General features: G+C 74.2%; 3 protein-coding genes. 2 read left to right on the forward strand and 1 reads right to left on the reverse strand.

The window, feature by feature from the left end; all coding sequences use genetic code 11:
- On the reverse strand, nt 1-401 hold a 401-nt coding region (locus tag GTW43_RS22705), incomplete at its 3' end, for a TetR/AcrR family transcriptional regulator (protein WP_161303869.1).
- 137 nt (nt 402-538) lie between these two features.
- Here GTW43_RS22705 and GTW43_RS22710 point away from each other — a divergent pair.
- Nucleotides 539-889 (forward strand): antibiotic biosynthesis monooxygenase family protein, encoded by a 351-nt coding sequence (locus GTW43_RS22710; RefSeq protein WP_161303870.1) that lies wholly within the window; start codon nt 539-541, stop codon nt 887-889.
- 113 nt (nt 890-1002) lie between these two features.
- A complete protein-coding gene (locus GTW43_RS22715; RefSeq protein ID WP_237536762.1) occupies nt 1003-1974 on the forward strand; it encodes an L-threonylcarbamoyladenylate synthase in 972 nt (323 codons plus the stop codon).
- Nucleotides 1975-2129: the final 155 nt, after the last annotated feature.

Here is a 2129-nt window from a genome sequence, read left to right on the forward strand (position 1 = left end):
GCGAACGCGTCCTTCAGCGGCTCCGGGGTGGCCTCCTGCGCGAACGCGAGCCCGCCGTCGAGCTGGAACAGCGCGTCGTACACGGCCGGGTTGTCCGCCGCGAAGTCGAGATAGGCGCGGGCCAGCGCCACCACCCGGGCGCGCGGCCCGTCGGCGGCGGCGGTCGCCGCCCGCACCGCGACCGCCAGCTCGGCGGCCCCCTCCATGGCGACGGCACCGATGATCTCCCGCTTGCCGCGGAAATGGCTGTAGAGCACGGGCTGGCTGTACTCGATGCGCTCGGCGAGCCTGCGGGTCGTGACCGCGTCCCAGCCCTGCTGCTCGGCAAGTTCGCGCGCGGTCTCCACGATGAGCCGCTCCCGCACCGCCCGCTCGCGCTCCTTGCGTTCCTGTACTGACATAAGGGGACCCTAGCACCGCTAGACAAGGGAGCGACAGCAGGGATAGCGTTGACTCTCGACGCTAGCAGCGCTAGCAATCCGGGCCTCCGGTACGTCCGGACCGGCCGGACCGAGCCCGCTGACGAAGGAGTACCGGCATGGCCACCCTGCAGAGCCTCGACCCGCAGACACCGATGTTCGCCCAGTTCAAGGAGGCGACCGGACCCATCGTCCTGGCCAACACCTTCTACGTCCCGCAGGAGAGCACCGAATCCTTCCTGGCGCTCTTCCGCCGGCAGGCCGCCTTCATGAAGACCCAGCCGGGATTCGTCTCCCTGCGGATGCACCAGGGGACGGGGAACAGCCGGCTCCTGATGAACGTCGCGGTGTGGGAGTCGACCGAGGCCCTCGCCACGGCGTTCGGCACCCCGCAGTTCCAGGCCCTGGCCGCGGAGTTCCCCGACGGCGTCGTGTCGTACCCGCACATCTTCGAGCAGATCGAGGCCTGAGCCCACTGCTCGCCGGTCGCCCTGTCCGACCAGGTCACCCCGGGGTCCGAGGCCGCCGCCCCGGTGCTCCCGTGACCAGGGGCCCCGCGGCGGGTGAGAAGATGCCCCGCGTGATGGCAAGAACCAGCGATGTTGAGAAGGCGGCCGATGTGCTGCGCGCCGGCGGCCTGGTCGCGCTGCCGACCGAGACGGTCTACGGCCTCGGCGCCGACGCCGAGAACCCCGCCGCGGTCGCGCGCATCTTCGAGGTGAAGGGGCGTCCGCCGACGCACCCGCTCATCGTCCACATCGGCAGCGCCGACCGGCTGGACGACTGGGTCGAGGAGGTGCCCGACACGGCCCGCCTGCTGGCCCGGCGCTTCTGGCCGGGCCCCCTCACGCTGGTGCTGCGGCGCGGTCGCCGGGTCCCGCTGGAGGCGACCGGCGGCCTGGAGACCGTGGCGGTGCGGGTGCCCGACCATCCGGTGGCGCTCGCACTGCTCTCCGCCTTCGGCGGCGGGGTCACGGCCCCGTCCGCCAACCGCTTCGGCGCCGTCAGCCCCACGGTCGCCGACCACGTCCGCACCGAGCTCGGGGACGCCGTCGACTTCGTCCTCGACGGCGGCCCCTGCGAGGTCGGCGTCGAGTCCACGATCGTCGACGTGACCGGGCCGGTGCCGAGCATCCTGCGCCCGGGCGGAGTGACCCGCGAGGAGCTGGAAGCCGCTCTCGGGGCCCCGCTCGCGGTGCCCGAGACGAGCACCGTCCGGGTCCCCGGGCAGCATCCCTCGCACTACGCGCCGCGCGCCCGCGTCGTCCTCGTCGAGCCCGGGCGGGTCGCCGCGGAGGCGGAGCGCGCGCAGGAGGCCGGGCACCGCGTCGGCGTCCTGCTGCCCGCGGAGTCCGCGGGAACACCGGTCGAGGCACACGCCGTGGTCACCCTCCCCGCGTCCCTGGCGGTCTACGCCCGCGGCCTGTACGGGTACCTGCGCGCGCTCGACGAGCAGGGGTGCGACCTCATCGTGGCCTCGCTCCCGCCGGAGGAGGGCCTCGGCCTCGCGATCACCAACCGGCTGCACCGCGCGGCAGGTCCGCGCCCGGCATGAGCCCCGGGCGCCCGCTGCCGTGCGGGAGCGGGAGCGGGGCCCGTCGCCTCACTCCGCCGCGTCGGCGGGCACCTCGACGCCACGGGCGGTGACGACGCGGGCCGTCCCGTCGGTCAGCCGGTAGGACAGGCCGACCACCGCGGTCCGCCCGGCGT

Source organism: Streptomyces sp. SID5785 (assembly GCF_009870065.1).
GTDB lineage: Bacteria > Actinomycetota > Actinomycetes > Streptomycetales > Streptomycetaceae > Streptomyces.

Coding starts and splice junctions, on each gene's coding strand:
- GTW43_RS22710 (WP_161303870.1), top strand. CDS start 539: ATGGCCACCCTGCAGAGCCTCGACCCGCAGACACCGATGTTCGCCCAG.
- GTW43_RS22715 (WP_237536762.1), top strand. CDS start 1,003: ATGGCAAGAACCAGCGATGTTGAGAAGGCGGCCGATGTGCTGCGCGCC.